At 59.4% G+C, this 24,611-nt stretch carries 17 protein-coding genes; 12 read left to right on the forward strand and 5 right to left on the reverse strand.

What is annotated here, in order from left to right:
* Positions 1–192: 192 nt before the first annotated feature.
* From ACYVAC_RS15535 to ACYVAC_RS15560, 6 genes are all read left to right on the forward strand, one after another.
* Positions 193–3,168: a TonB-dependent receptor domain-containing protein gene (locus ACYVAC_RS15535; RefSeq protein WP_461098662.1), complete on the forward strand. Its 2,976-nt coding sequence runs from the start codon at positions 193–195 to the stop codon at positions 3,166–3,168.
* Between the two features lie 2 nt (positions 3,169–3,170).
* A complete protein-coding gene (locus ACYVAC_RS15540) occupies positions 3,171–3,317 on the forward strand; it encodes a hypothetical protein (RefSeq protein WP_461098663.1) in 147 nt (48 codons plus the stop codon).
* 97 nt (positions 3,318–3,414) lie between these two features.
* The gene (locus ACYVAC_RS15545; protein WP_461098664.1) at positions 3,415–4,338 is read left to right on the forward strand and encodes an AEC family transporter; all 924 of its coding nucleotides are present in this window, start codon (positions 3,415–3,417) and stop codon (positions 4,336–4,338) included.
* A gap of 7 nt (positions 4,339–4,345) precedes the next feature.
* Positions 4,346–5,605 carry a cation:dicarboxylate symporter family transporter gene (locus tag ACYVAC_RS15550; RefSeq protein WP_461098665.1) on the forward strand — a complete coding sequence of 420 codons (1,260 nt, stop codon included), beginning with the start codon at positions 4,346–4,348 and terminating at the stop codon, positions 5,603–5,605.
* A gap of 301 nt (positions 5,606–5,906) precedes the next feature.
* Positions 5,907–9,068 carry a SusC/RagA family TonB-linked outer membrane protein gene (locus ACYVAC_RS15555; protein ID WP_461098666.1) on the forward strand — a complete coding sequence of 1,054 codons (3,162 nt, stop codon included), beginning with the start codon at positions 5,907–5,909 and terminating at the stop codon, positions 9,066–9,068.
* Between the two features lie 38 nt (positions 9,069–9,106).
* Positions 9,107–10,543: a SusD/RagB family nutrient-binding outer membrane lipoprotein gene (locus ACYVAC_RS15560; protein WP_461098667.1), complete on the forward strand. Its 1,437-nt coding sequence runs from the start codon at positions 9,107–9,109 to the stop codon at positions 10,541–10,543.
* Between the two features lie 277 nt (positions 10,544–10,820).
* Here the strand turns inward: ACYVAC_RS15560 and ACYVAC_RS15565 are convergent, their stop codons facing one another.
* The 3 genes from ACYVAC_RS15565 to ACYVAC_RS15575 form a co-directional block, all read right to left on the reverse strand.
* A complete protein-coding gene (locus tag ACYVAC_RS15565; protein ID WP_461098668.1) occupies positions 10,821–12,473 on the reverse strand; it encodes a hypothetical protein in 1,653 nt (550 codons plus the stop codon).
* A gap of 70 nt (positions 12,474–12,543) precedes the next feature.
* A complete protein-coding gene (locus ACYVAC_RS15570) occupies positions 12,544–13,035 on the reverse strand; it encodes an NADH-quinone oxidoreductase subunit C (protein WP_461098669.1) in 492 nt (163 codons plus the stop codon).
* Between the two features lie 64 nt (positions 13,036–13,099).
* Entirely contained in the window at positions 13,100–15,061 is a 1,962-nt protein-coding gene (locus ACYVAC_RS15575) for a M1 family metallopeptidase (RefSeq protein WP_461098670.1), read from the reverse strand.
* Positions 15,062–15,360: 299 nt separating this feature from the next.
* Between ACYVAC_RS15575 and eno the strand changes: the two genes are divergently transcribed.
* The 6 genes from eno (at position 15,361) to ACYVAC_RS15605 (ending at position 19,986) form a co-directional block, all read left to right on the forward strand.
* Positions 15,361–16,641, forward strand: coding sequence for a phosphopyruvate hydratase (gene eno / locus ACYVAC_RS15580; protein ID WP_461098671.1), 1,281 nt, complete (start codon positions 15,361–15,363; stop codon positions 16,639–16,641).
* An 86-nt stretch (positions 16,642–16,727) separates the two neighbouring features.
* Positions 16,728–17,039, forward strand: coding sequence for an FtsB family cell division protein (locus ACYVAC_RS15585; RefSeq protein ID WP_461098672.1), 312 nt, complete (start codon positions 16,728–16,730; stop codon positions 17,037–17,039).
* Between the two features lie 58 nt (positions 17,040–17,097).
* Positions 17,098–17,589, forward strand: a complete 492-nt coding sequence (locus ACYVAC_RS15590) for a low molecular weight protein-tyrosine-phosphatase (RefSeq protein ID WP_461098673.1) — start codon at positions 17,098–17,100, stop codon at positions 17,587–17,589.
* Positions 17,590–17,665: 76 nt separating this feature from the next.
* Complete coding sequence (gpmI, locus tag ACYVAC_RS15595) at positions 17,666–19,243, forward strand: 2,3-bisphosphoglycerate-independent phosphoglycerate mutase (protein WP_461098674.1); 1,578 nt, start codon at positions 17,666–17,668, stop codon at positions 19,241–19,243.
* A gap of 3 nt (positions 19,244–19,246) precedes the next feature.
* A complete protein-coding gene (locus tag ACYVAC_RS15600; protein WP_461098675.1) occupies positions 19,247–19,666 on the forward strand; it encodes an element excision factor XisH family protein in 420 nt (139 codons plus the stop codon).
* The gene (locus ACYVAC_RS15605) at positions 19,654–19,986 is read left to right on the forward strand and encodes an element excision factor XisI family protein (RefSeq protein WP_461098676.1); all 333 of its coding nucleotides are present in this window, start codon (positions 19,654–19,656) and stop codon (positions 19,984–19,986) included. The genes ACYVAC_RS15600 and ACYVAC_RS15605 overlap by 13 nt, the downstream gene beginning before the upstream one ends.
* Positions 19,987–20,059: 73 nt before the next feature.
* On the opposite strand, the gene odhB is transcribed toward ACYVAC_RS15605, so the two are convergent.
* Positions 20,060–21,658 (reverse strand): 2-oxoglutarate dehydrogenase complex dihydrolipoyllysine-residue succinyltransferase, encoded by a 1,599-nt coding sequence (gene odhB, locus ACYVAC_RS15610; RefSeq protein WP_461098677.1) that lies wholly within the window; start codon positions 21,656–21,658, stop codon positions 20,060–20,062.
* 91 nt (positions 21,659–21,749) lie between these two features.
* Positions 21,750–24,506 (reverse strand): 2-oxoglutarate dehydrogenase E1 component, encoded by a 2,757-nt coding sequence (locus ACYVAC_RS15615; RefSeq protein ID WP_461098678.1) that lies wholly within the window; start codon positions 24,504–24,506, stop codon positions 21,750–21,752.
* Positions 24,507–24,611: the final 105 nt, after the last annotated feature.

The following is a 24,611-nucleotide window of genomic DNA, read 5'->3' on the forward strand; positions in this document are numbered from 1 at the left end:
GGCTGCCCTGTCCATAAAAAAAGCCGGCGATGCTCCACCATCACCGGCTTCCATGCCCCCTACTGCTGCCGACCAGCATAGCACCGATAAGCGGTGGTAGGGATTGTTTTTGCCCAGTTTTCCAAAACCACAACAAAAACCATCAAACCTATGCATCGACAGTCAACTTTACCAGCTTTGCTGCAGGCATTTATGAAACGTTCACTATGCCAGCTGTGCCTGGCCCTACTGTTCGTCAGCGTATCGCTGGCCCGCGAGGGGCGCGCGCAGGAAGTACTGAGCCGACGGGTATCGATCAGTGCCACCGATCAGCCCGCCCGCACCATTCTGACGCGGCTGGAGCAGCAGACCAGCATTCGGTTTATGTACAGTGCCGAGGTGATTCAGGCCGACCGTCTGGTGTCGGTATCGGCGCAGGATCAGCGGCTCGATGCCGTGCTCAACCTGCTGCTAAGCCCGCTCAACATCAGCTACCGGGTGGTGGGCCAGCAGATCGTACTCAACGCCGACGGCGAGCCCGTCAAAGCCGCCGAACCGGCCGCAAGCCCCATCACCGGCAAGGTGACGGCTAAAAACGGCGATCCGCTGCCCGGTGTCAACGTAACGGTCAAGGGTAAAACGCGTGGAGCCTCCACCGACGCGCAGGGCCAGTACCGGCTCGACGCCAATGCCGGCGAGACACTGGTTTTTTCGTTTATCGGCTACAAAAATCAGGAAGTAACCCTGTCGGGCCAGACAACGGTCGATGTGGTGCTCGACGAAAGCCAGGCCACGCTGCAGGAAGTAGCCGTGATCGGATCGCGGTCGAGTGTAGCCCGCACCGATGTCGAACGGGCCGTACCGGTCGATGTGCTGAGCGCCAAAGAGCTGCAGTCGACGGGGCAGGTCGAGCTGAGTCAGCAGGTGCAGTTTACGTCGCCATCGTTCAACTCGGCCAAAAACGGCATCAACGGTGTGGCCAGTTACGCCGATCCGGCCTCGCTCAAAGGCCTTTCGCCCGATCAGATGCTGGTGCTGGTTGATGGGAAGCGCCGGCACCAGTTTGCCGCCGTCAACCTGAATGTAACGGTGGGGAAAGGCACCGTTGTGACCGACATGAACGCTGTGCCGGCCCTGGCCGTGGAGCGGCTGGAAATTCTGCGCGACGGTGCGGCCGCTCAGTACGGCTCCGACGCTATTGCCGGTATTGTGAACCTGAACCTCAAAAAATCGGTCGGTACGGGTACGGCCCAGATTCAGTACGGCGTAACGAGCCAGGGCGACGGCGGTGGCTACACGGCTGGTCTTAACTACGGGTTCCGGCTGGGCAAAACCGGCTACCTGAACCTGACCGGCAGTTATCAGGACGTAGGCGGCACCGACCGCTCTGACCCCTACAACCCGCAGCCCGTAACTGGTGGCGCTTATACTGGTATCTACACGACCAACAAAACCACCGACGAAGCCGCCCGCGAAGCACGGGGGGTGTATGGGCCCTACGGCACGTTCCGCGTTACGCAGTACGGCAGCAACGCCATGAAGTCGGGGCAGCTGTTCTATAACGCCGGCATCACGCTCTCAAAAACCTGGTCGCTCTACTCGTTTGGGGGCTACTCGCGCAAACGCATCAACGCGCTGGGCTTTTTCCGGACGGCGATCCCCACGGTGGGCACCACCAACCCCGCTATCTATCCCGACGGTTTTACCCCCCAGCTGCCGGGTACGGTGGAGGATTACTCGACCGTGGTGGGCGTTCGCAAAAAAGTGGCCGAGGGCTGGAACATCGATATCAGCACCGGCTACGGTTCAAACTACCTCGACCAGAACGTAACCAATTCGACCAACGCATCGCTGGGCGCCAGTTCGCCCAGAGAGTTCTACGTGGGGCGGATCCGGTTCGGGCAAAGTGTGAGCGAAATCAACCTCAACAAAACCCTGTTTGGCGTGCTGGGTACCAAAACCCTGAGCCTGGCCCTCGGCACGCAGTACCGTGTCGACCAGTTTCAGCTCACGGCCGGCGATCCGGCCAGTTATTCGGTCGGGCCGCTGGCGGCTACCAACAACAAGATTCCCGGCTCGCAGGGGCGCGTAGGCATTGGCCTCTCGGACGAAACCAACCGCACCCGCTCGAACATTGGCCTCTACGCCGATGTGGAGAGCGACCTCACCGACCGGGTGTTGCTGACGGGTGCGCTGCGCTACGAAAACTACAGCGACTTTGGCAGCAACCTGTCGGGCAAGCTGGCCACGCGCGTCAAGCTGACAGATAATTTCTCGCTGCGCGGTTCCATCAACCGGGGCTTCCGGGCGCCCCTGCTCCAGCAGATCGCCAACGCCGTTACCACCTCCACGGTGCAGAATGGCGTGGTATCGTCGACCAAGGAAATCCCCAACGCCGACCCGCGGCTGGCGCAGATCGGTATCGAAGACCCCAAGGCCGAAACCTCCTGGAACTACAACCTGGGCCTGACGGCCAAGGCCGCCGGCAACCGCCTGCTCTTTACGCTCGATGCCTACCAGATCGACATCAAAGACCGCATCATCATTACCGAGAACCTGCGCGTAGCCAACATTGCCGCCCTGAAACCCCTGTTTACGGGTCTGCAGGAAATCACGTTCTTTACCAACCAGGTGAATACCCAGACGCGGGGTGTCGACTTCGTGACGTCGTTCCGGCAAACCCTGCGCAAGGGCAATGCCTTCACCGCCAGCCTCGCCTTCACGGTCAACAAAACCCGCATTGTGGGCACCAAAGGTACCCCCGCGCAGCTGCAGGCCGGCACCACGGCGCCCATTCTGCTGATCGACACCGTAAGCCGCGCCCTGATCGAAACCAGTCAGCCCCGCACCAAAGTGCTGCTCTCGCTGAACTATCAGCTGAACAAACTCACCATCAACCTGCGCTCGACGTATTTCGGTGCCGTGACGGCCTGGGAAAAGCCAGCGGGGCTGCCCCACCGCGCGCAGACGTTCGGCGGCAAAAACGTAGTCGACCTGTCGCTGGTCTATGCCTTCAGCAAGCGGCTGTCGCTGACGGCGGGTGGCAACAACCTCTTCAATGTCTACCCCGACAAGGTATTCGCCAACTATGCTTCCTACAGCAACGGGCAGGTACCCTACACCCGAAACGCCAACCAGTTTGGCTTCAACGGGACCTATTACTACGGCAATCTAACCGTCAATTTCTAGCCATGCAGACTACGCTCATTAACCTGGCCGCCATGCCACCCTACACCCAGTTTCAGGGAATCTGTCAGGCGCAGGCCATTCAGTTTGTGTACCTGATCCGGCGTCGGGAGCCGCCCCCCCGCCCGCCGAAACGGCTGCGCCATACGTAACGTCTGACTAAGGGCTCCGGCGGTTACCCAGACACGGGTAGGCCGGAGCCCAAACCGATTCCTGTTTAAACTGCCCCCGGGCTACTGCTCCCTGCCGATGGTCAATCTGCTTCTGCTGCTGGTGTGCCTGCTGACCGGCGCGGGCCTGCGCTACGGCCGGGTAGTTCCGCCTACGGCATCGCAGGTCATCAATCAGTTGCTGGTGACGGTCTTCATCCCGGCCCTGACCCTGCGTTACATACCCGACATGCACCTCTCGAAAGCCTTCTGGCTACCGACACTCACGCCCTGGCTGCTATTTCTGGTGGGCCTGCTGTTTTTCTGGAGCGTTGCCCGGCTGGCGGGTTCACCGGGCCCCATTCCCGACCGGGCTACGCTGGGCAGTCTGCAGCTCACGGGTGGCATCAGTAGCGTTTCGTTTGTGGGCTTTCCCATTTTCGAGTTGCTCTACGGCAAAGCCGGACTGGCCATGGCGCTGGTGATGAGCCAGGCCGGTACCTTTCTGGTGGCTATGACGCTCGGCGTGGTGGTGGCCAGCTGGCACACGAGTACCGCCCCCCCGTCGGCGCGTACCCTGCTGGGCAACATCCTGCGGTTTCCGCCCTTCCCGGTTTTTCTGGTCGGGCTGGTGGCCAACGGGCTGGGCTACCACCACCCGCCCGTGGTCAGGGCCGTACTCGAGCAGTTGAGCGCCCCTTTTTCGATGCTGGCCATGCTGACGGTGGGGCTGCAGCTCAACCTGCGCGTGGCCCCGGCCGACCGGTCGGCGCTGGCGCTGGGGCTTGTTTTCAAGCTGCTGCTGGCCCCCCTGCTCATTGCCGGGCTGGTGCGGGGCCTGCTGGGACGGCACGACTACGTAGCCGACCTATGCATTCTGGGCGCGGCCATCGGCCCCATGAACACGGCCGCCATTCTGGTCAGTCGCTACCGGCTCAATACCCCGCTGGCCGCGCAGATGGTCGGCATCGGTATTCCACTGTCCCTGCCTGTTCTCTTTCTGATCTATCGTTGTCTACAGTAACCTGTGTATGAAAAAAATCGTCACCAACCTCACCTTCTGGGTCCTGACCGCCATCGTGTCGGGGGCGCTGTTGGGTCATTTTGCCCCCGCTACGGCCGTTCAGATGGAGTTTCTGGGCAAGTGGTTCATCAACGTTGTCAAGCTGTTCATCAACCCCATCATTTTTCTGACCATCACGCTGGGCATCAGCAGCATGGGCGACCTGAAGAAAGTTGGCCGCGTGGGCGGCAAGGCACTGCTCTACTTCGAAATCGTGACGACACTGGCGCTGCTGATCGGGGTGGTGGTGGCCAATGTGATTCGGCCCGGCGAGGGCGTTTCGACCGGCACGCTCAACGAAAGCGCCATCGGGCAGTACACGCAGCGCGCCGAAGCCTTCTCGTGGTGGAAATTCCTGGCCGACAACCTGACGCTGCAGGTACTGCTGGCCTCCATCGTCATCGGCATTTTTCTGAGCCGCTACGCCGGCCGTGAACGCATCCTGAACGCCCTGACGGTAGCCTCGAAATGGGTCTTCAACGGATTACACGTAGTAATGCGGTTTGCGCCCATCGGCGCGTTTGGCGGCATGGCCTTCACCATTGGCAAATACGGCATTGCCACGCTGCTACCGCTGGCCAAACTCATGACCACTGTCTACGCCACCATGTTTCTGTTTGTCTTTGTGGTACTCAACGCCATTCTGCGCTATTACCGCGTCAGTCTGTGGGCCTTTCTGGGCTACATCAAAGAAGAGCTGCTGATTGTGCTGGGTACCTCCTCGTCGGAAGCCGCGTTGCCGGCGCTGATGGAAAAACTCGAACGCATGGGCTGCGCCAAACCCGTAGTGGGGCTGGTGGTACCGGCGGGCTACTCGTTCAACCTCGACGGCACCACGATTTACCTCTCGCTGGCGACCCTCTTTCTGGCCCAGGTGTTCGGCGTTGAGCTGACCGGGTCGCAGATCCTGACCATCATCGGTATTCTGATGGTGACCTCCAAGGGGGCGGCCGGCGTAACGGGCAGCGGCTTTGTCGTGCTGGCCAGTACGCTCACGGCCGTACGGGTTATTCCGGTGGAGGGACTGGCCCTGCTGCTGGGCGTCGACCGGTTTATGTCGGAAGCCCGCAGCATCACCAACTTCATCGGCAATGCCGTGGCCACCATTTTTCTGGCCAACAACGAGAAAGCCTTCGACCGGGCGAAGATGGCCCGGGCCTTTGCCGATGCCGGCACGCCCCCACCCGCGCCCGACCCGGCTCCGTCGCAGCCTGTACTGTCCGACTAGGCCCGCCAGGACATACTATTTCAACGGCCCATCGCCCGGTCTGATACCCTCTGGTATTGGGCCGGGCGCTATTGTTTCATACCGGCTCAAACCGGGCCCATACCCAACAGCGTGCCATCAGGTTACTTAAGCCAGTCAGTATCAATTCATTCTGACCAAAATAGCATTAAGCCAATATAATTTTACAATTATTTATAAATGCCAAATAATAAATTAAAAAACACTTTGAACACACTATATCGCACCACTAAATTCAGCAAAAACAATACAACCTGACTAATCACAAATCGCTCGATCACGTATGAAAAACCCCTACAAATCGTCGGTATGGCTGGTGTTACTCGTCGGATGGCTGTTGCCCCTGTCGATCGTTTACGCGCAATCCAGCCGGGTCGTTACGGGCCGCGTACTGTCTAAAGCCGACGGCAAAGGCCTGCCCGGCGCCAACGTACTGATCAAAGGCACGTCGGTGGGTGCCGTAACCGATGCCGACGGAGCCTTCTCGCTCAGCACACAGCCCAACACCACCCTGACGGTGTCGTACATCGGTTTTATCGGCCAGGAGATAGCCATTGGCAACCAGACCCAGCTTACCATTACCCTCGCCGACGATGCGTCGCAGCTGCAGGAGGTGGTGGTAACGGCCCTGGGCATTGCCCGCGACAAGAAAGCGCTGGGCTACAGCCTGCAGGAACTGAAAGGGGGCGACATTACGCAGGCCCGGCCAACCAACCTGGTCAATGCGCTGTCGGGTAAAATTGCCGGGGTGCAGGTCACCTCGACCAATGGCGTACCGGGGGCCTCGTCGCGGATCCTGATTCGGGGTGCCAACTCCATTGGCGGCAACAACCAGCCCCTCTTCGTGGTCGATGGTGTACCGATCGACAACGGCAGTTACAACGTCACCCCCGGCTCGACCTCGAATACCAACAACGTAACGACCGACTATGGTAACGGAGCCTCGTCGATCAACCCCGACGATATCGACAACATTTCGGTGCTGAAAGGGGCCAATGCGGCTGCTCTCTACGGCTCGCGGGCGGCCAACGGGGTTATCCTGATTACCACCAAACGGGGATCGGCCAGCAAAAACATCGGCGTGTCGGTCAATACGAATACCACCTTCGACAACCCGCTGCGCCTGCCCGATTTCCAGAACGAATACGGCCAGGGGCTGAAGGGGCAGTTCAGCTACGTGGATGGCCTGGGCGGTGGCGTCAACGACGGTGTCGACGAGAGCTGGGGACCCCGGCTCGACGGGCGCCTGATTCCGCAGTACAACTCGCCCGTGGTCAACGGTGTGCGGCAGGCGACCCCCTGGATAGCCCGGCCCGACAACGTGAAGAATTTCTACGACACCGGCGTAACAACGACCAACAGCGTGGCCCTCACCGGCGGCAGCGACAAGGGCGATTTCCGGATCGGCTACACCAACCTCTACCAGAAGGGAATGCTGCCCAACACCAACTACAAGCGGCAGAACGTTTCGTTCAACGCCGGCTGGAATTTCACCCCGAAATTCAACGTCCGGACCAGCATCAACTACATCAAAGACGGCTCCGACAACCGGCAGAACCTGAACCTCTACTGGATCTGGTTTGGTCGGCAGGTCGACCTGGAGGACCTGAAAGCCAACCCGGTTGTGGACGGGACCGACCCGGCACAGTGGCCCGTGCAGCGCAACTGGAACGCCAACTACTGGAACAATCCGGCCTACGCCCTCAACTATTTCAAGTACGCCAACGATAAAGACCGCATCATCGGCAACGTAACGGCCACGTATAAACTCACCGACTGGCTGTCGCTGACGGGCCGCACCGGCACCGACTTCTCGACCGACCGGCGCGTAACGAAACGGGCCAAAGGCGTGGGCCTCCCCAACGGCGATTATACTGAAGACATCGTGTATGTGCGGGAAACCAACAGCGACTTTCTGCTGACGGCCGATAAGCGGTTCAGCGATTTCCACGTGGTAGCCTCGGTGGGTGGCAACGCCCGGCGCAATGTGACCCAGCGCGACTACCTCTACGCGTCGGAGCTGACCATTCCGAACCTGTATAACATCGGTAACGCCAAGTCGCGCCCGACGGTACTGGGCCGCACCACCGACAAGCGCGTCAACAGTCTGTATGGTTCGGCCTCGCTGTCGTTCCGCGATTACCTGTTTGTCGACCTGACCGCCCGTAACGACTGGTCGAGCACGCTGCCCGCCAACAACCGCAGCTATTTCTACCCCTCGGTATCGGCCAGCCTGATTCTGACCGATCTGCTCGATCTGCAGTCGAACGTGCTGTCGTACGGCAAGCTGCGCGGGGGCTACGCCATGGTGGGCAACGACACCGACCCCTATAACCTCCTGCAGGTCTACAGCGCCGAAACGGCCTGGGGCAGCACCACCACCTTCTCCGAAAACAACCTGATCTACAACCAGAACCTGAAGCCCGAAATCACGACGGCCGTCGAGTTTGGGATGGAGACGCGGCTGTTCAACAACGCGCTGCAGTTTGAATTCACGTACTACGATAAAAACACCAAAAACCAGATTCTGCAGGCCAACGTGGCCCAGAGTTCGGGCTACTACAACTCGGTGATCAACGCCGGGCGCATCCGTAACAGCGGCTTCGAGATCGAGCTGTCGGGGGCTCCGGTAAAAAGTGCCGGTGGCTTCCGCTGGGACGTGGGCATCAACTTCGCCCGGAACCGTTCGCAGGTAGTCGATCTGGGAGGGCTGTCGACCTATCAGATCAACACCGGCACGCTGCTGCGCAACGTGATTCTGGAAGCCCGCCCCGGCGATCCGTACGGCAATTTCTACGGCACCTACAACCGGCGCGACCCGAGCGGCAACCTGATTTTCAACAGCCAGGGCTACCCCATCATGGCGTCGGACCGGAAAGTGGTGGGCAACATCATGCCGAAATGGACGGGTGGGTTTCAGAACACCTTCACCTACAAGTGGGTATCGCTCAGCTCACTCATTGATGTGCGCTGGGGCGGTAACGTGTTCTCGCAGGGCATCAACATCGGACGCTACACGGGTGTGCTGGCCGAAACGCTGCCCGGCCGCGAAGGCAATATTGTCGGGCAGGGCGTGGTCGAAAAAGCCAACGCCGACGGTACGTTCACCTACACGCCCAACACCACCGTGGTGGCCGCTGCCGACGACTATTACCACAACTACTACAACCGGAACGTCAACGAGAACTACATCTTCGACGCGAGCTACGTGAAGCTGCGCGAGGTACGGCTGGGGTTTGCCTTCCCGCAGAAGTGGTTTGGCCGGCTCCCCTTCCGCAACGTGAATTTCTCACTGGTGGGCCGTAACCTGGCGCTGCTCTACAAAAACATTCCCCACATCGACCCCGAAACCAGCTACTACGGCGACGGCAACGTGCAGGGCTTCGAGAGCGGCAACACCCCCTCGGCCCGCAGCATGGGCTTCAATCTGACCTTCGGCCTTTGATTTCTCAACCCACAGACGCCGACAAACCGATCATGACGATGAAGAAATCGCTCTTTCTCTCTTTCGCTCTTTCGCTCAGCCTGCTCACTGGCTGCGACTCGAAATTCGACGAAACCAATATCAATCCCAACGACCCAACCAGCGTGCCGGCCGAGCGGCTCATGCCCCACGGAATCTACACGGCTGTCAACGGGGTAATTGGCACGCTGGGCCTCGACGTAGGCAGCGACTGGGCGCAGCACATGGCCCGGATCCAGTACACCGAAATCGATCAGTTCAGCTTCACCAGCGACACGCAGGATCTGCCCTGGCGCAACCTCTACAACGAGTCGCAGGCCGATTTTCAGAAAATCTACGAACTGGGTAAAGCCTCGGGCAACGAGAACTACCAGGCCATCGGGCTCATCATGCGATCGTACGTGTTTTCGATCCTGACCGACGTGTACGGCGATATTCCCTACTCCGAAGCGCTGAAAGGCACTACGAGCGGCCTGGTAGCACCCAAATTCGACATGCAGAAAGACGTGTATGCCGGGCTGGTGGCCGACCTTAAAACGGCCAGCGATCTGATCAACAGCAAAGCCGTGTCGGCCGAGGGCGACATCCTGTTCGCGGGCGACATGACCAAGTGGAAAAAGTTTGCCAACTCGCTCAGTCTGCGTCTGCTCAACAGAATGGTGGGCAAAACCGGCCTGACCATCGACCCGAAGGCGGAGATGACGCGCATTCTGAGTGACCCGACCAAATACCCGGTTATGACCGCCAATACCGACGGGGCGCAACTGGTGTATCTGGCCCGGCCCAACAACAACCCGATCAACGAGAACCGGCGCACCCGCGACGATCACCGGGTAAGCAATACGATGGTCGACAAGCTGGTGGCGCTGGCCGATCCGCGGCTGCCGGTCTTCGTCAGCAAAACGGCCGCAACGGGCGAGTACAAAGGCGTTCCGAACGGTCTGTCGAACTCTGAGGCCAGTGCGCTGGGACTCACCAAGACCTCTAAAATCGGCACGTACTTCGTGCAGGAAACCACGCCCGGTGTGCTGATGAACTTTGCCGAGCTAAACTTCATCCGGGCCGAAGCGGCACTGAAAGGCATTACGGCCGCCGGCGATGCGGCCACAGCCTATCAGGACGGTATCAAGGCGTCGATGAGTTACTACGGCCTGACCACGCCAGCCGCTTACCTGACCGCTACGGCCCTCAAAACCGGCGATGCGGCCCTGACGCAGGTGCTCGAACAAAAGTGGATTGCCCTCTTCGGACAGGGTGTCGAAGCCTGGACCGAGTACCGCCGGACGGGTGTGCCGGCGCTGATGGTGCCCAAAATCAACTACAACAACAACGTGATTCCGACGCGGCTGCCCTACCCCTCATCGGAAGAAAATCTGAACAACACCAATTTCAAAACTGCCCTGACCCAGATGGGTGGCGCCAACACCATGCAAACCAAACTGTGGTGGGCGAAGTAGAGAGTTGGTTTGTGATAAGATCGTTGACTAGTATGAATAGACGGCAGCGCGCAATTATCAGAGCAATTATGAGTGGGTTTATCGCCTTCGCATTGGCTAACGCCTACCGGTTACTACACAGTGAAACACCTACATCCTTAGCATGGCCTGCCCGGCTGGTATCGCTGCTACTATCGATGGGATTTATGTTGCTGATGTATCCGGGTCAGTACCCGCTTATCCTGATTAATTACGCCCTCATTATCGCCATCCTGCTATACGCAATCTTATAAGGCATTTACAAATTCCTGTCGATCAACTTTTTAGCCTCTTCGAACGCGCCCGGCAAGGGCGCGTTTCGTTTAATGATCTTACCAACCCGGCTGATTAATGTACCGCTCACGCCGTCGCCACTGCGCAGCCGCGATGCCACGTCGGCAAGCTGGTCGCCCGTGAGCAGCAGGTGATCGCCTTCCAGCTTGTTGCGAGTCGCCAGTTCGGGCCACAGTGCCGGGTTGGTGCTCGTGTCGGGCAGGTAGATGAGGGCCATGTCGCGCGCGCTGTAGGCATCGCGCAGGCGCTGGGCATCCAGAGCTGCCTGCCGCCCCGCTTCGGTATCGGGCGTGGTCAGGAGCACGTAGATGAGCTTGCCCCGGTTGGCATTCACCACCTGGTCGAACAGACCCTGCCCGCTGGCGCCCGCGTTGCGGGTCACGAATACGCCGGGGCTCACCTCCAGCTCCGCTACCGACGGGCCCGCTTTGGCCAGCCGACTGTTGGCCGCCCACACGGCCGTACTGTCGCCGGTTTCGAGCCGGTACAGTTCGTCCAGCGACTGCCCCAGCGTCGACTCCGTGATCCGGGGCCGGGCGTAGGCATAAAGCACATTGGCCTGCCGGATGGTTAGGGCCGGCAGCGATGTGGCCAGCCAGTAGGCGGTCAGGTAGTTCACCGACGGCGTATCGAACTTGGTTGTGGCACGCTGGATCAGCAGATCGTAGTTGATCAGGCGCTGGATCGTGTCGTTGCTGCGTTTGACGAGTCCATCGAAAAAGCGCAAATCCGAATTACGGGCTTCGTTGCGGGTCGAAAATTCGTTCAATCGCTGCCGCTCGGCCTCGCTAAGCCGGGGGCTAAACCGCAGCAGCAGCTGGGCCAGCTTCTGCACCGACAGCCCCGCCCCGCGCTGCAACGCAGCATCTTCGTTTATGGTCTGCGTAGCGTAGGTTGCGAAGCGGTTCATAGCAATAGCCCGTGCCCCAGTCAGCAGCGGATCACTGGCCGGACGCAGCTGGTCGCCCAGTGCATCGGGCTCCTCGCCCCCGCCGTAGATCAGCCGGTCGTAGAAAAAAGCCGCAGCGTTGTATGTATTGACCGAACCAAGCCAGCGATCGGTCAGCGGTAACAGCGGCTGCCGTTGCCGAAACGCGGCCAGGGCTTTGCCGTAGGCATCTGTCAGGGTAGTAAACGAACGCACCGTTACGGGTCCGCTGATAGCCGTCGACAGCGCTTCGGGTTTGGGCGTGCCGGTGTATGTCGCTTCGAAAGCCTTGTACCGCGCATATTCCTGGTTGATGCGGGCGTTAGCCCCCCCGAACTGAAACGGCACCGAAGTAGCAAACAGCGAATCGGCATTGAGGTCGATGGTTACCGTGCCCGGCACCGCCAGAAAGGCCGTCGAGATGCGGCCGTAGTTGAAATAAAGTTCTTCCTGGGGATAGATCAGCGGAACAGCCACCCGAAACGACCCATCGACCGCCAGCGGGGCGGGCCGCACCAGCTCGCGGCTGGCCTGCAGGATGTTGTTGCGGGCAATCAGCACCGTGGGGGCATCGCGGTAAAGCCGCGCCGACAGATTCCGGATTCGGCCGGTTACGATCACCGAATCGGTCTGGGCAAACAGGGGGGTTGCCAGCAAACTGGCAGTTAACAGAACAAAAAGACCACGCATGGACGGAGTGAATTGAAAAACCGAAACGGGGCCAGGCGCCGACCCCGTGCTGACACGACACGTCAGCGCCTTACTTTGTTTGAATACCGTGATACTGCTCGGCCTCGACGTAGTCTTTCCGGAGCGGGTAGCCCACCCAGTCGGCCGGCATTAGAATCCGGCGCAGGTCGGGGTGTCCCTCGAAGCGGATGCCCAGCAGGTCGTAGGCTTCGCGCTCGTGCCAGTCGGCGGTGCGCCAGAGATGCGTCAGCGTAGGTACGGCGGGCAGGCGATTACCGACGGGTGTACGCGGCACCACCACTTTCAGCATCAGCGTATGTTCATACGGAATGGAACACAGGTTGTAGATCACCTCCATGGTATCGGCCACGGGGCCATTGTCGATGCCCGTCACGCAGGAAAGCATGTCGAAGAATAACCGTTCGTCGTTACGCAGCAGCAGGCAAAGGGGCTGGAGCTGATCGGCCGGCACCGTCAGGTAGGGCTGCAGACCATCGGGGTGAGCGGTCAGCGTGGAAAAGCCCGAGGCTTCGATATAAGTAACCAGTTCGGTAAACGTCATCAGCGGGGGCCAGCGCGGTGGGTGGCCTGTTCAGATAGGTCAAAAGATCGATAAAGAACGCCAATCAGGCGAGCCACGCCAGCCACTGCATCCAGTTCTGCACCCAGAACAGGACCCGCACCGCCAGGCTGGCCGCCGGAGCCGACGAGGGCGACAGCGTCAGGCTGTTGTTGTTGACATTAACGTCCATAAACACCTTCTCGTTCGGATCGACCTTTGCCCACAGCACCCGGCCGGGCAGCGTAAACGTATGCCGGCGGTCGATACCGTTCCAGGTCAGCAGCCGGTCGACGGGAGCAGCGCCCGGCCGGGGCTCTACCCGCACCAGCACCTCCACCGGCATCTGGCCATCGCGGTTGCGCTGCACCACCACCTCGCCCCGCCGACCGCCGGCCGTGCGGTTGCGGATCGACAGCAGCTGATAATCGACCACCTGCTCGCCGTAGAGGGCCTGCGCAAAAAACCAGTTCATATCGGAGCCGTACTGGCTGCCCAGCCGCTTCGGCACCACCTCGTTCACGATGTCGATAAAGCTTTTGGCGTTGGGGTGGCGGAATTTCCAGCGGGCAAAGTACGTCTGCATGATCTCATCCATCACCGACCGGCCCACCAGCCCCTCCAGCGTTCGGAGCCAGGTGGCCGTTTTCATGTACGTCAGCACCCCGTATTCGCCGTTGGGCAGTTGCCAGGTGTTGCCAAACGACGAGCCGACGGCCGGGTTGGGCCGGTGCGCGTATTGATCGCGCGACAGTTCCAGATCGCCCATCCGGAAGCCGAACAGATCGACCTGCGACGATTTCGGTCCGTAGGTCGCATCCATGATTCGTCCTTCGTAGTACTGGTTGAAGCCCTCGTCGAGCCAGGCTTCTTCGGCTTCGTTGCTGGCCAGCAGCTGCATGAAATACTGATGGCCGAATTCATGCACCGTAACCACTTCGGGCGCGCGCAAACCGGCGGGCATTCCCCAGCTGGTACCGGCCGTGATAAACGTAGGGTATTCCATGCCGCCCGACCCGCTGGCGTGCAGGGGCGGATCGACGATGGTCAGATTCGGAAAGGGGTAGCGGCCCAGGTGTTTGTCGAAATACGCCAGCGCGGCCTTCACAGCGTCGAAATGGCGTTTGGCCTGATCGGCGTGTTCGGGCTGGAGCAGCAGCTCGATGGCCACCGCCCCGCCACCGGGCCGCTGCCACTTGTCGTTCACAACCTGAAAATGGGGCGAGGCTGTCCAGGCAAAATCGACCACATCTTCGGCGTGGTAGCGCACCGTTTTAGTGTTGTTGGCGTGGATTTTTTCGGACTGGTACAGCCCCGTCGCGCTGATCCAGTAGGCCTTCGGTGCAGTGATGTTTACGTCGTAGACCCCGTAGTCGGCGTAGAACTCCGAGTCGGCATGAAACTGATGGCAGTTCCAGCCGCCCACCGTCGCATAGCGCGTGCCGGCGGGCTCGTAGACCCCGATTTTCGGAAACCACTGCCCTACCAGGTAATAGTCGCGGCTGTAGCCGGTGCGCGCAAAAATCCGGGGTAGTTTGGCCCGGAAATGAATCGACAGCGTAATGGTCTGCCCCGGCCCGACGGGTTTGGTCAGCGGCACCCGAATCACGGTCCGGTCGGCACGGTTGGCATCGTCGGGCTGGATGTAGTCGAACGCCAGCGGCTCGCCGGCGGCCGTTTTCATCGACACGATGTCAGTCCAGCCGTAGGGGCTCTCGGTGCCCGACTTATCGATCTGATCGCCCCGCAGCTGCCCCCCCGATTCGCGCATAAACGTCGACTCATCGTTGCGAAACGCGTTGAGGTACAGATGAAACCGCAGTTCGCGCACCACATCGGTTGAGGGGTTTCGCCAGGTGAGGGTTTCACGGCCCGTCAGTTTCCGGGTGGCCGGGTCGAGCGTCACGTCGATCTGGTAGTTGGCCAGCCGGGGGCTCAGGGGCTGCGGAAAAATAGGAGCCGTGGTTGCGGCCCCGACGGTCGACGGACGCCACAGCAGCAGGAGAACAAGGGGGAGCAGACGGTTCACGATGAAGAGAGCGGGACAGACGGTTGGGCCGAATGGGCAAAGAGCGCTGACGGGCGGGCAAACGGGCCGGGCCGACACGCTGCCAGCCCGGCCGTGTGGCTAAATACCGAAAAACCCGACGGCTTTGCAACCCATTGGTAAACACCCGCCGGCCCGGTGGCCTTTTGCGCCCACCGGAGCCTGAACTTTTGCGCCGTATTTCGTTACTTTGCCCCGGCAGCGCCATGATCCAGTATGATTCTGGTAATCAGCGCCGAAAAAATTAGCTTTTTCGTTGTTAACCCTTCTTATTCTTTGCAATGAGTACAATCCAAAGCATTCATGCCCGTCAGATCCTGGATTCACGCGGCAACCCGACTGTTGAAGTAGACGTACGCACGGAAAATGGTTTCCTGGGCCGCGCGGCTGTGCCCTCGGGTGCGTCGACGGGTACGCACGAAGCCGTTGAACTGCGCGACGAGGATGACAGCGTGTACGTCGGTAAAGGCGTGCTGAAAGCCGTTTCGAACGTCAACGAACTGATCTATCCGGAACTGGTTGGTATCTCGGCCTTCGATCAGTCGCTGATCGATAAGGTAATGCTCGATCTGGACGGTACCCCCAATAAAGGTCGGCTGGGTGCCAACGCCATTCTGGGCGTATCGCTGGCGGTGGCCAAAGCGGCTGCGCAGGAAGCCGGTCTGCCCCTCTACCGCTACATCGGTGGTGTCAACGCCAACACGCTGCCCGTACCGATGATGAACATCCTCAACGGGGGTTCGCACGCCGATAACTCGATCGATTTCCAGGAATTCATGGTGATGCCCGCCAACGCGCCGACCTTCTCGGCTGCGCTGCGTATGGGTACCGAGATTTTCCACTCGCTCAAGAAAGTACTGAAAGGCAAAGGTATGTCGACCAACGTGGGCGACGAAGGTGGCTTTGCGCCCAACATCCCCTCGAACGAAGAAGCCATCCAGATCATTCTGCAGGCCATCGAGAAAGCAGGCTACCGCCCCGGCGAAGACGTGTGGGTGGCTATGGATGCCGCTACCTCGGAGTTCTACGACGCCAGCACCGGTACCTACCACTTCAAGAAATCGACGGGCGATAAACTCACCTCGTCGGAAATGGCCGGTTACTGGAAAGAGTGGGTTAGCAAATACCCCATCCTCTCGATCGAAGACGGCATGGCCGAAGACGACTGGAACGGCTGGAAACTGCACACCGACGCGCTGAAAGGTACGCCTACCCAGCTCGTGGGCGACGACCTGTTCGTAACCAACGTGACCCGTCTGCAGGAAGGTATCGACAAAGGCATTGCCAACGCCATTCTGGTGAAGGTAAACCAGATCGGTTCGCTGACCGAAACCATCGATACGGTGAACCTGGCCAAGCGCAACTCGTATAAAAACATTATGTCGCACCGCTCGGGCGAAACCGAAGACGCTACCATCGCCGACCTGGCCGTAGCCCTCAACACGGGTCAGATCAAAACGGGTTCGGCCTCGCGTTCGGACCGGATGGCGAAATACAACCAGCTGCTGCGCATCGAGGAAGAACTGGGCGAAACCGCTTACTTCCCCGGCCTGAAGTTCTAATGCCGGTTTTGGGTCGACGGGGGTTGGTTTGCGGCAGTACCCGCCAATCAGCCCCCGTACCTTATACCGGATAACCCCCGACCGCCATGCTCCGCCGGATTCTTCCCTACCTGCGCAACTTCTACGTAGCCACCACGCTGGGGCTGCTGTTGTGGATGACGTGCTTCGACGCCAATGACTTCATCACCCAGTTTCAGAACTGGCGGAAGCTGCATGAGCTGGAAAACGAGGTGAGCTACTACACCGCCCAGATCGATACCATCCGGGCCGACCGGCGCGAAGTGCTGGGCAACGACCGGCTCCGCGAAAAGTACGCCCGGGAAAAGTACCTGATGAAAAAACCCACCGAAGATGTCTTCGTGGTGGTCGACGCGCAGAACGAGCCTCTCGAAAAATAGCCCGGCCTGCGCCCGATCGTGGTTACGCGCTCTTACCCATCAACGCGTCGCGCTCTGCATGATAAGCGTTCTCTTCGTCTGTTATGGCAACATCTGCCGGTCGCCCGTAGCCGAAGGCGTCTTTCGGGCGCTCGTGGCCGATGCGGGCCTGCAGGATCAGATCAGCTGTGACTCGGCCGGAACGGCCTCCTACCACATCGGTCAGCTGCCCGACCTGCGCACCCGCCAGAATGCCCTCGAACACGGCCTCACCCTCACCCACCGCGCCCGGCGCATGACGGGCGACGACCTGGCCCAGTTCGACTACCTGGTGGCGATGGACGAGCAGAATCTCGAAGCCATCGAAAAACTCAACTACCGCAGCACGGGTCTGTACACGACCGACACGATTTTTCTGCTGCGCGAATTCGACCCCGACACCAACGATCAGCCCAATGTGCCCGACCCCTACTACGAAGGCCCCGAGGTTTTTGAAGAGGTGTATCAGATTGTGTTGCGCTGCTGCCGGCAACTGCTTGTGTATCTCCTGAACGAACGCCCCAAACGCTGACCCCCGGACGCACCCCAACACGCGGCTACCGACACAGCCTGGACTCGCCCGTTCTTTCTTTCGCTCCTTACATCCCATGAACAAGAAAGTCATTCTCGTTATTCTCGACGGCTGGGGCATTCCGCTCAATCCGGCTGTCTCGGCCATCAAAGCGGCCAAAACACCCTTCATCGATTCGGTTCTGGCCAACTACCCTCACAGCACGCTCGAGGCATCGGGTCTGGCTGTAGGGCTGCCCGCCGGGCAGATGGGCAACTCCGAAGTCGGCCACATGAACCTCGGCGCCGGCCGGGTGGTCTACCAGGATCTGGTCAAGATCAACAAAGCCGTTGAAGAGCACACCCTCGATACCGAACCCATTCTGGTCGATGCCCTGACGGCGGCCAAAGCGGCTGGCAGGAACGTGCACTTCATCGGCCTGGTTTCCGACGGTGGCGTACACGCCCACATCGAACACCTCAAAGGGTTGCTGTCGATTGCTCATGCCCACGAGCTGACCAACGTATTTGTACATGCCTTCACCGACGGGCGCGACACCGACCCCAAGGGTGGTATCGGTTATCTGACCGAGTTGCAGCAGCACATGGCCCAGACTACCGGTCAGCTGGCCAGCGTGGTGGGCCGCTACTACGCCATGGACCGCGACAACCGCTGGGACCGCGTGAAGATCGCCTACGATGCCATGGTCAATGGCGTGGGCACGCCTGTAGCGCCCGAGGGTGTTATCGCGGCCCTGCAGGCGTCGTACGATGCCAACGTAACCGACGAGTTCATCAAGCCGCTGGTAGTGTCGAAAGCCGACGGATCGCCCGTGGCCATGATCGAAGACGGCGACGTAGTACTGTGCTTCAACTTCCGCACCGACCGGGGCCGCGAAATCACCCAGGCCCTCACGCAGAAGGATTTTCCGGAGCAGGGCATGAAGAAACTGGCCCTCACCTACATCACCATGACCAAGTACGACGATGAGTTTACAGATGTCAGCGTGATTTTCGAAAAAGATAATCTGGAAAAAACGCTGGGTGAAGTCGTTGCCGATGCCGGCCGCACCCAGATCCGGATTGCCGAAACGGAGAAGTACCCGCACGTTACGTTCTTTTTCTCGGGTGGGCGCGAAGAGCCCTTCACCGGCGAGAAACGGTTGCTCTGCCCCTCGCCTAAAGAAATGACCGTTTACGACGAGCAGGGTGTGGCCACGGTGGTGCCGGTGAAAACCTACGACCAGAAACCCGAGATGTCGGCCTACGATATCCGCGACGCCATTGTGCCGGAGCTGGAAAACGAAGCCACCGACTTTATCTGCCTTAATTTCGCCAACACCGATATGGTGGGCCACACGGGCGTGTTCGACGCGGTGGTCAAAGCCGCCGAAACGGCCGATGCCTGCGCCCAGGCGGTCACCGAAGCGGCCCTGGCTCACGGCTACACCACCATCATCATTGCCGACCATGGCAACGCAGAGTTTATGGTCAACGAAGACGGGACGCCCAACACGGCCCACACCACCAACCTGGTGCCCTGCATCCTGATCGACAAAGACTACCGCCCCGCCCTCAACGACGGTAAGCTGGCCGATATCGCCCCCACCATTCTGCAGCTGCTGGGCGTTCCCCAGCCTCCCGTCATGACCGGCGTGAGCCTGATCAGGGAATAAAGCATGTCAGCGCGGGACCTGTATCATAGTCTGGTTGTAAAAGCACTCGAGAAAGATGGCTGGGTCATTACCAACGACCCGCTCTTCCTGAAATTTGGTGACCGCAAGCTGTACGTTGATTTAGGTGCAGAGCGGAATACCATTGCTGCGGAGCGGAGCGGTGAAAAAATCGCTGTCGAGATAAAAAGCTTCCTCAGTGTTTCGCCCGTTGCGGATATGGAAGGAGCCGCTGGCCAGTATGCACTTTACAAACGCATACTGGCCATGCAGCAGCCTGATCGTATGATTTACCTGGCAATACCCCAACGGGCTTACGTGAATCTGTTTCAAAATGAATTCGGCGAACTGGTACGCGACACGTTCTCTATCAGTTTGCTTATTTTTGATGAAGACCACGAAACGATTGTCCAATGGATACCGTAAGCCACTACCGCCAGTTAGTATGTCGTCAACTACTGGCCTATGCCGACTACTCCAAGACCAGCCCGGTGAAAGACGACGTTGTTTTCGACACTGAACATGACCGGTATATGCTGGTCAGTACCGGCTGGGAGGGTGTTAAACATATTGTCCAGCCTGTCATCCGAATCGACATTATTGCCGGTAAAATCTGGATTCAGGAAGACAACACCGATCGCTCGGTTACCGAAGCGCTTGTTGCCGCGGGCGTATCCAAGCAGGATATTGTTCTGGGTTTCCACCCTGAACATCTGCGGCAATACACGGGCTATGCCGTTTCCTGAGATTAGATTTACACGTCACAAAAAAGGCGCTTCCTAAGTCAGGAAGCGCCTTTTTCTATGAAGCAGCGTTAGCTTACATCTCCAGCAAAATCCGGGCGGGGTCTTCCAGAATCTGTTTCACCCGAACCAGGAAGCTTACTGACTCTTTACCGTCGATGATGCGGTGATCGTACGACAGGGCTACGTACATGATGGGGCGCACCACGATTTCGCCGTTGACCACAACAGGCCGCTCAACAATGTTGTGCATACCCAGAATGGCCGACTGGGGCGCGTTGATGATCGGGGTCGAGAGCATCGACCCAAACGTACCACCGTTGGTGATCGTGAACGTGCCGCCCGTCATCTGTTCGATGGTCAGCTTATTGTCGCGGGCCAGCCCGGCCAGCCGCACCACTTCTTTCTCAATTTCGGCAAAGCTCATCTGCTCGGCGTTCCGGATTACCGGCACCACCAGCCCACGGCCCGTCGATACGGCGATCGAGATGTCGCAGAAATCGTTGTAGACGATATTGTCGCCATCGATCTGGGCGTTGATAGCCGGGAATTCTTTCAGGGCTACGCACACCGCTTTGGCGAAGAACGACATGAAGCCCAGGCCAACGCCGTGCTTCTCTTTGAATTTGTCTTTGTACTTGTTGCGCAAATCCATCACCGGCTTCATGTCGACCTCGTTGAAAGTGGTCAGCATGGCGGTTTCGTTTTTCACCGACACCAGTCGGCGGGCAATGGTCCGGCGCAGCGACGTCATCCGTTCGGTGCGCTGGTTGCGCGCGCCAGCCGGCGCAGCCGCTGGAGTTGGCGTTGCGGCAGCAGGGGCCGCCGGTTTGGGAGCCGCCGGAGCCGCGGCAGGCTGAGGAGCCGGAGCGGCCGTAGCGCCCATAGCATCTTCCTTGGTGATCCGGCCACCAACGCCTGTACCCTGCACCTGCTGAGCCTGAATGCCTTTTTCGTCCAGAATCTTGGCAGCCGCCGGCGAAGGGTGATTGGCCGCATAGCCGTTGGGGCTGGCGGGTGCTGCCTGCGGGGCCGGAGCGGCCGCGGGCTGGGCGGGTGCCGCCGGCTGAGCCGGAGCAGCCTGGGGCGCTGCCGAACCCGTTTCGATCCGGGCAATCAGGGCGCCGATCGCCAGCGTAGCACCCGCTTCGGCCACGATCCGGAGCGTTCCGGCGGCCTCGGCAGGCAGTTCAAACGTTGCTTTATCCGATTCCAGTTCGCACAGCGTTTCGTCGAGTGCAACCTGATCGCCGTCTTTTTTATTCCACGAGGCAATCGTGACTTCCGTTACCGATTCACCCACGGCCGGAACCTTCATCTCGACTACGGCACTCGACGTAGCGGCCGGAGCCGGTGCGGGCGCAGGGGCTGCGGCCGGCTGGGGTTCGGGAGCGGGGGCTGGCTGCTCGGCCGCCGGCGCTGCCGGAGCCGGAGCACTGCCGTCGGCATCGATGGTGCAGATGCTGGCCCCGATGGGCAGCACATCGCCCTCCTGCGCCAGAATGTGCAGCACACCGGCAGCCTCGGCGTTCAGTTCGAACGTTGCTTTGTCGGACTCCAGCCCGCAAATGACTTCGTCCATTTTCACCACGTCACCTTCTTTTTTATACCAGGTGCCTACGGTTACTTCGGTAATGGATTCCCCAACCGGGGGGATTTTCATATCAACGGCCATTATGTATGTAGTTTTCGGTTGCGGGTGTATGGTTCACGGTTCTGTCGGCAGCAAACCTAACCGAAAACCGTAAACCATCTACCCTAAACCGTTATTCAAATGCACGCCGAACAATGTCGGCCTGTTCCTGACTGTGAACTTTGGGGTATCCGCTGGCCGGCGAAGCCGACGCCTTGCGCGCAATGATCGGCAGGGTCAGCCCAATGCGCAGCAGGTAAGTCCAGTAGCCCATGTTCTCGGGCTCTTCCTGCACCCAGTATACCTTGGCGCCTTTGTACTTGGCCAGTTCGGCGTCGAGCTGCGTTTTGGGCAGCGGGGCAATCTGCTCCAGCCGGATAATGGCCACGTCGTCGCGCTGATCGGTCTGCTGTTTTTCGAGCAGATCGTAGTACACCTTGCCGGTGCAGACCAGCACTTTCTTTACCTTCTTGGGCGCAGCGTAAGTGTCGCCGAGTACTTCTTTGAACGAACCGGTAGCCAGTTCGTCGAGCGACGATACCACTTTGGGGTGGCGCAGCAGCGACTTGGGCGACATCACCACCAGCGGCTTCCGGAATGCCCAGGCCAGCTGCCGACGCATCAGGTGGAAGAAGTTGGCCGGCGTGGTTACGTTGGCCACCACCATGTTGTATTCGGCGTAGAGCTGCAGGTAGCGCTCCGGCCGGGCGTTGGAGTGCTCGGGGCCCTGGCCTTCGTAGCCGTGGGGCAGCAGCATCACCAGCCCGTTCTGAATACCCCATTTCGACTCGGCGGCCGAAATGAACTGGTCGATAATGATCTGCGCACCGTTCGAGAAATCACCGAACTGCGCTTCCCAGATCACCAGGGCATGGGGGTTGGCCATAGCGTAGCCATACTCGAAACCCAGTACCCCATACTCCGACAGGTGGGAGTTGTAGATCTGCAGCTTGGTCTGTCCCTCGGCAATGAAATCGAGCGACGAATAGGTTTTGTTGGTGTCGGCATCGTGCAGCACCGCGTGGCGGTGCGAGAACGTACCCCGCTGAACGTCCTGCCCGCTGAGTCGAACCAGTTTGTTCTCCAGCAGCAGCGATCCGTAGGCCAGCAGTTCGGCCGTACCCCAGTTCACCTGCCGGTTCGCAGTCAGCATCGTCTGCCGGTCTTTCAGCAGTTTATCGATCTGTTTCAGCGGTTTGAAGCCTTCCGGAACCGTTGTTAGTGCTTTGCCGATCTTGTCCAGCGTTTCGGCCGGCACCCCCGTTTCGGGCGACTGCTCGAAGTCGGCGGGTTCGGCGTACCGAAGTTCGGCCCAGTCGCGGTCGAGCCGCAGCGGTTTATACGGAATCTCGGCTTTCTGCTTCACCTTGTCGAGCCGGTCCTGCAGTTGCTTCTTGAACTCGGTGTCCATGCGGCTGGCCAGTTCGGCATCCACATCGCCCCGCTCGATCAGGGTTTTATTGTACAGTTCGCGCGGGTTATCGTGCCGGTCGATGATGTTATACATCGTCGGTTGCGTGAACTTGGGTTCGTCCGATTCGTTGTGGCCGTAACGCCGGTAGCAGACCATGTCGATAAACACGTCGCGCTTGAATTTCTCACGGAATTCGACCGCCAGTTTAGCGCAGAAAATAACGGCTTCCGGATCGTCGCCGTTGACGTGGAAAATCGGAGCATCGATGATTTTGGCTACGTCGGAACAGTAGATCGACGAGCGGGCATCATCGAAATCGGTGGTAAACCCGACCTGGTTGTTGATGACGAAGTGAACCGTGCCACCGGTCGTATAGCCCGCCAGCTTGGCCATTTGCATGACTTCGTAGACGACACCCTGACCCGCTACAGCGGCATCGCCGTGAATCAGGATCGGCATGATGCGGGTAAAATCGCCGTTGTATTCTTCATCGGCCTGCGCCCGTACGAAGCCTTCGACCACGGGATCGACGGTTTCGAGGTGCGAGGGGTTGGGGGCCAGCTTCACGCTGATTTCCTTACCCGCCGGCGTACGCAGCAGGCTCGAATAGCCCAGGTGGTATTTTACGTCCCCATCGCCATAGGCGTGCTGGGGTACATTGCCTTCAAAACCATCGAAGATGGCTTCGTAGGATTTACCCATGATGTTCGACAGCACGTTGAGCCGGCCCCGGTGGGCCATCCCAATCATGACTTCTTCAACGCCCATATCGGCCGCCTGGCTGATAATGGTGTCGAGCGCCGGAATGGTCGACTCGCCCCCTTCGAGCGAAAACCGCTTCTGACCCAGGTATTTGGTAGCCAGAAAGTTTTCGAACACGGTGGCTTCGTTCAGCTTTTCCAGAATCCGCTTTTTCTCCTCGATAGTGGGCGTAAACTCCAGCGCTTCTTTTTCAATTTTGTTGCGCAGCCAGTTTTTGACGTCCATCTCCCGGATGTACATATACTCGAAACCAATGTTGCCGGCGTAGATTTTACGTAGCGACTCCATAATGGTCCGGAGGGTGGCGGGCCCGATGCCGAGCAGCTTGCCCGATTCGAAAACGGTGTCGAGGTCGCTCTCCGACAGGGCATAGTCGGGCAGGTCGACGCGGGGCTGCCGATCTTTGCGGTCTTTGAGCGGGTTTGTTTTGGCCAGCAGGTGACCGCGCGAGCGGTAGGCCTTGATCAGGCTGGCAACGGAGACTTCTTTCTCGGCGTGCGAGGCATCGACGGGTTTGGTGTCGGTCGCTTTGCCGTTGACGGCAACCCCATTGGCTTTACCGTTGGGTTTCTCGGCGTAGGTAAGGGAGAAATCGAAACCTTTGAAGAACTGCTGCCAGCTTTCATCTACCGACTGTGGGTCCTGCCTGTAGGCCTGATACAGTTGATCGACGTAAGCGGCATCGGAATTAGCAATATACGAGTACTGATCCATGACGGTGGCGCGTCGTTGTTTTGATCGGCAAAGGTAGCGTATCGGTCAGATACTTAACCGCAAAAGTTATGGTTTTTATCCTATTCAATGCCAATGGCGACACCC

It is taken from the genome of Spirosoma luteolum (assembly GCF_054778875.1).

Coding starts and splice junctions, on each gene's coding strand:
- ACYVAC_RS15535 (WP_461098662.1), top strand. CDS start 193: ATGAAACGTTCACTATGCCAGCTGTGCCTGGCCCTACTGTTCGTCAGC.
- ACYVAC_RS15540 (WP_461098663.1), top strand. CDS start 3,171: ATGCAGACTACGCTCATTAACCTGGCCGCCATGCCACCCTACACCCAG.
- ACYVAC_RS15545 (WP_461098664.1), top strand. CDS start 3,415: ATGGTCAATCTGCTTCTGCTGCTGGTGTGCCTGCTGACCGGCGCGGGC.
- ACYVAC_RS15550 (WP_461098665.1), top strand. CDS start 4,346: ATGAAAAAAATCGTCACCAACCTCACCTTCTGGGTCCTGACCGCCATC.
- ACYVAC_RS15555 (WP_461098666.1), top strand. CDS start 5,907: ATGAAAAACCCCTACAAATCGTCGGTATGGCTGGTGTTACTCGTCGGA.
- ACYVAC_RS15560 (WP_461098667.1), top strand. CDS start 9,107: ATGAAGAAATCGCTCTTTCTCTCTTTCGCTCTTTCGCTCAGCCTGCTC.
- ACYVAC_RS15565 (WP_461098668.1), bottom strand. CDS start 12,473: ATGCGTGGTCTTTTTGTTCTGTTAACTGCCAGTTTGCTGGCAACCCCC.
- ACYVAC_RS15570 (WP_461098669.1), bottom strand. CDS start 13,035: ATGACGTTTACCGAACTGGTTACTTATATCGAAGCCTCGGGCTTTTCC.
- eno (WP_461098671.1), top strand. CDS start 15,361: ATGAGTACAATCCAAAGCATTCATGCCCGTCAGATCCTGGATTCACGC.
- ACYVAC_RS15585 (WP_461098672.1), top strand. CDS start 16,728: ATGCTCCGCCGGATTCTTCCCTACCTGCGCAACTTCTACGTAGCCACC.
- ACYVAC_RS15590 (WP_461098673.1), top strand. CDS start 17,098: ATGATAAGCGTTCTCTTCGTCTGTTATGGCAACATCTGCCGGTCGCCC.
- gpmI (WP_461098674.1), top strand. CDS start 17,666: ATGAACAAGAAAGTCATTCTCGTTATTCTCGACGGCTGGGGCATTCCG.
- ACYVAC_RS15600 (WP_461098675.1), top strand. CDS start 19,247: ATGTCAGCGCGGGACCTGTATCATAGTCTGGTTGTAAAAGCACTCGAG.
- ACYVAC_RS15605 (WP_461098676.1), top strand. CDS start 19,654: ATGGATACCGTAAGCCACTACCGCCAGTTAGTATGTCGTCAACTACTG.
- odhB (WP_461098677.1), bottom strand. CDS start 21,658: ATGGCCGTTGATATGAAAATCCCCCCGGTTGGGGAATCCATTACCGAA.
- ACYVAC_RS15615 (WP_461098678.1), bottom strand. CDS start 24,506: ATGGATCAGTACTCGTATATTGCTAATTCCGATGCCGCTTACGTCGAT.